General features: G+C 73.0%; 5 protein-coding genes. 2 read left to right on the top strand and 3 right to left on the bottom strand.

The features are described 5' to 3' along the window. Together AB0I76_RS24415 and AB0I76_RS24410 are read right to left on the bottom strand one after the other, a co-directional pair. A partial coding sequence (locus tag AB0I76_RS24415; RefSeq protein WP_357039732.1) for an MFS transporter occupies positions 1 to 1212 on the bottom strand: 1212 nt, incomplete at its 3' end. Positions 1213 to 1258: 46 nt separating this feature from the next. Further along, positions 1259 to 1957 carry an SDR family oxidoreductase gene (locus tag AB0I76_RS24410; RefSeq protein WP_357039729.1) on the bottom strand — a complete coding sequence of 233 codons (699 nt, stop codon included), beginning with the start codon at positions 1955 to 1957 and terminating at the stop codon, positions 1259 to 1261. 104 nt (positions 1958 to 2061) lie between these two features. On the opposite strand from AB0I76_RS24410, the gene AB0I76_RS24405 reads away from it, so the two are divergent. Continuing rightward, positions 2062 to 2541: a helix-turn-helix domain-containing protein gene (locus AB0I76_RS24405; RefSeq protein WP_357039726.1), complete on the top strand. Its 480-nt coding sequence runs from the start codon at positions 2062 to 2064 to the stop codon at positions 2539 to 2541. A gap of 45 nt (positions 2542 to 2586) precedes the next feature. Here AB0I76_RS24405 and AB0I76_RS24400 read toward each other — a convergent pair whose 3' ends face one another. Beyond that, positions 2587 to 3204: a DUF6518 family protein gene (locus AB0I76_RS24400; RefSeq protein ID WP_357039723.1), complete on the bottom strand. Its 618-nt coding sequence runs from the start codon at positions 3202 to 3204 to the stop codon at positions 2587 to 2589. A 66-nt stretch (positions 3205 to 3270) separates the two neighbouring features. Here AB0I76_RS24400 and AB0I76_RS24395 point away from each other — a divergent pair. Then, positions 3271 to 3965: pyridoxal-phosphate dependent enzyme (locus AB0I76_RS24395; protein WP_357039720.1), on the top strand; the 695-nt coding region annotated here is incomplete at its 3' end.

Below are 3965 nucleotides of genomic sequence, written 5' to 3'. Positions count from 1 at the left end.
GATCGGCGTCGGCGTCTGGGAGACTGCCAGGCCATGAGGACCGACGACTTCTGGCAGTTGATCGACCGCGCCCGCTCCGGTGGCGGGGGCCGGGGTGTGGGTGGACAGTCCGAGGCTGGCCAGGCCGCCGAGCAGGAGCCCGAGGGTGAGCGGTGCCTTGAAGCCGGTGCGGCGGATCGCCTGACCGGCGGCGAAGGCGGTGAGGGCGTAGAGGCCGAACACCGCCAGCATCCGCCAGCCGGTGTCGAGCGGGCTGAGCGCCTGGGCGCGTTCGTGGAAGAGCACCAGAAGGATCGACACGCCGGTGAAGCCGAACAGCGACACGGCGGCGACGAGCATGACGGCGCTGAACGACGGCGACCGGAACAGCCGGACGTCCAGCATCGGCGCGGCGGTACGCAGCTCGACCACCACGAAGGCGACGAGTGCGCCGCCCGCGGTGAGCCACGCGGCGGCCACCGTCGGGCTGGTCCAGCCGTGGCGACCGCCCTCGATCAGCGCGTGGACGCCGGCGGCGACGGTGAGCGTGCCCAGCAGCAGGCCGGGCAGGTCGAGACGGCTGGTGGGCTGGCGCGACTCGGCCACCCAGCGGGTGGTGACGGCGAGGGTGAGCACGCCGAGCACCACCGTGGACAGGAAGACGCCGTGCCAGTGGACGTGCGCCAGCAGGGCCCCGGCGATGAGCGGGCCCACCGACAGCCCGACGCCGGACGCCGCCGCCCAGGCGGTGACGACCTCGGTCCGGCGGTGCGGGTCGGTGAAGGTCACGCCGAGGATCGCCAGGCTGTTCGACAGGATCAGCGCCCCGCCCGCGCCGGCCACGAGCTGTCCCGCGACGACCCAGCCGAGGGTGGTGGCCAGGGCGACCACCCCCGCTCCGGCCATCATGGCGGCGACGCCGACGCCGAACATCCGCCTGCGGCCGTACCGGCTGCCGAGCGTGGCGGCGGAGAGGACGAGGCTGGCCAGCATGAGGGTGTAGGCGCTGGGGATCCAGACCAGGCTGGTCGGGTCGATCCGCAGGTCCCGCTGGATCGTGGTCAGCGTGGAGACGGTCGCGGTGAGGTGGAGGAACGTGACCATCGCGCCCAGGCACATGGCGACGAGGGTCGCCGCGTGCGAGCCACGGACGGGTCCCGTTCGCGCCGGTGCGGCGGCGACGGGCGCGGACGGCTCCCGCCACCCGGTGGTGGCGGTCCGCTGTTCGGGCACAGCTACTCCTTGCAGGGTGAGGGGGGTGCGTCGGGGCCGGGCTCCGCTACGACAGCTGCGGGTAGACGGCGACCACGCCGCCGGCGAGCCTGGTGCGTACGTCCCGGCTGAGGTCGTCGGCGAGGATCTCGTAGGCGTCCGCCGCGACCTGGTCGACCGTGTACGCCGCCACCGCGGCGGGGTCGAGCTTGGGAGCGGTGACCGCTCGGGTCATGTCGGTGTCCATGTAGCCCACGTGCAGTCCCGCGACGCGGACGTTCGCCGGGGCGAGCTGCAGGCGCAGGGCGTTGGTGAGGCTCCACTCGGCTGCCTTCGCCGCCGCGTACGCGCCACCGGTGGGCAGGGCGAGCCAGGACAGCACGGACAGCACGTTGAGGACGGTGCCGCCGCCGTTGCCCGCGATGACGGGGGCGAACGCCCGCACCGCGGAGAGGGTGCCGAGGTAGTGCGTCTCCATCTCCAGGCGGATCTGGTCCAGGTCGCCGGTGAGCAGGTCGGCGCCGGTCGCCGAGCCGGCGTTGTTCACCAGCAGCGTGACATCACCGGCGGCGGCCGCCGCCGCCGTCACGGAGGCCGGGTCGGTGATGTCCAGCTCCAGCGGCCGGGCACCCGGGAGGTCGATCTGGGCGGGGTTGCGGGCGGCGGCGTACACGGTGGCACCCCGGGCGAGGAGTTCACCGGCAAGGGCGCGGCCGAAGCCCCGGTTCGCGCCGGTGACCAGTGCGGTCGTGGTCGAGATGTCCATGAATCATCCTGTCCGGAGCGATCTAACTTTTGTCATGAGAAGCCAGCCCAGCCAGTGAAGCACCCTGACTAGCGTTGGCGCAAGTCAGCCCGTACGCTGAGGGCATGCAGGATCTGCGGGAGGACCGGGAGGCGTGGTCGATGGCCAACTGCTCGATCGCCCGGGCCATGGACATCGTGGGCAGCAGGTCGGCGATGCTCATCATGCGCGAGGCGCTGCTCGGCACCCGCCGCTTCGACGACTTCGTCCGGCGGGTGGGCATCGGCGAGCCGGCGATGGCGGCCCGCCTACGTGAACTGGTCGCCGCCGGCCTGCTCGAACGGACTCCCTACCGCGAGCAGGGCCAGCGCACCCGGTACGAGTACCAGCTCACCCGCAAGGGGCAGGAGCTGCTGCCGGTCGTCACCGCCCTGCGCCACTGGGGTGACACCTGGGCCGCCGACGAGACGGGCCCGCCGGTGCTGGCCACCCACCGCGACTGCGGTTGCCCGGTCCGCACCGTGCTCCGCTGCGAGCAGGGTCACGAGGTCGACGCCGGCGACATCACCATCGTCGCCGGCCCCGGGCTGATCCCCCGGGACTAGGCGGCGTCACCGCCCCGGTCGGCGCCCGTCCTGCCCGAGCGGGGGTCAGCGAAAGCCGCCGACCAGGAAGGCTCCGACACCGGCCAGGGTCAGGGGAGCGGCCGCGGCCAGGGCGAGGAGCCGCTGGCGGTTCGTCCGGCCGGCCAGCACGATGACCAGGGCACCGAGCACGGCCCGGATCGCGGCGTGTGCCAACGGGTCGTCACCGTAGTTCGGGTTCCCGATCCGGCGGGCCTGCATCACCGCCTCGGCGAACAGCACCGCGCCCGGTAGCGCCACCCCGAGGACCTGCCGCCACCCCTGCCCACGCGCCCAGGTGCCGGCGGTACCGAACACCACTCCGGCCAGGACGCCGAAGCCCATCCACAGCACGGACGGCGCAGCCCACAGCACGGCCAGGTCGTCGCCCTGGACGAGTGCCGCGGTGAGGTAGTAGCTGGGTACCGCGATGACCAGTGCCATGGCGGCACCGACAGCCGCCCACAGCCAGGTGGACCGGAGCCGGTACGCGAAGGCGAAGGCGGCCACGGCCCAGACGGCGCTGGAGTTGCCGAGGTCGCCGAGGGGAAACGGCACGAACGTGATCCACAGGAAGTCGACGAACCCGAGCAGAAGACCGGCGGGCGGTGCGGTTCGAGCCACTCGCCCGAGCTGAGATCGCATGGGCGAAGCATACCGAGTATGCATCGCCACGCAGCGACGAGGTGGCCTCGCTCGCGGTCCGCCGGAGTGCTCGTCGCTCCTGGCGTCGAGCTGCGCGTCGGCCGACGTGGTGACAGCCTGGTCGAACTGACCGATCTGCGGTGGGAGGACAGCTCGATGATCTTTCGTGCGGACGTGGAGGACGCCGCGCGGCGTACCGCCGGGCTGGTCCGGCGCACGCCGGTCGTGACCGCCGGCCCGGACCTCGTCCCGCCGGGGACCGTGTTCAAGCTCGAATTCCTCCAGCACACCGGATCGTTCAAGGCGCGCGGCGCGCTCAATCGGATCCGGTCCGCCAAGGAACAGGGCCACCTCGACCCGTCCGTCGGCGTCGTGGTGGCCTCCGGCGGCAACGCCGGTCTCGCCAACGCCTATGCCGCGGCGCACCTCGGCGTGCCCGCGACGGTGTTCGTCCCGCAAGGCGCGCCGCCGGTCAAGGTCGAGCGACTGCGGGCGTACGGTGCGACGGTGGTCACGCGGGGCAGCGAGTACGCCGAGGCGTACGAGGCCGCCGTCGAGTACGCCTCGACGGCGGGCGCGGTGTACTGCCACGCGTACGACCAGCCGGAGATCGTCGCCGGCGCGGGCACCCTCGGTCTGGAGTTGCGGGACCAGACCGACGGTGCGCTCGACACCGTCCTGGTGGCCGTCGGCGGCGGCGGACTGATGGCGGGGGTCGCGGCGGCGCTGGAGGGCGACGCCCGGGTGGTCGCGGTCGAACC

Origin of the sequence: Micromonospora sp. NPDC049799, from assembly GCF_040656655.1 — a bacterium.
GTDB lineage: Bacteria > Actinomycetota > Actinomycetes > Mycobacteriales > Micromonosporaceae > Micromonospora.
The sequence above is the reverse complement of the archived record's forward strand: the minus strand, read 5'-3'. Positions and strand labels throughout refer to the sequence as shown.

What these genes read in the sequence shown, in the direction of transcription:
- AB0I76_RS24410 (WP_357039729.1), bottom strand. Translation starts at nt 1,957, where the DNA reads ATGGACATCTCGACCACGACCGCACTGGTCACCGGCGCGAACCGGGGC.
- AB0I76_RS24405 (WP_357039726.1), top strand. Translation starts at nt 2,062, where the DNA reads ATGCAGGATCTGCGGGAGGACCGGGAGGCGTGGTCGATGGCCAACTGC.
- AB0I76_RS24400 (WP_357039723.1), bottom strand. Translation starts at nt 3,204, where the DNA reads ATGCGATCTCAGCTCGGGCGAGTGGCTCGAACCGCACCGCCCGCCGGT.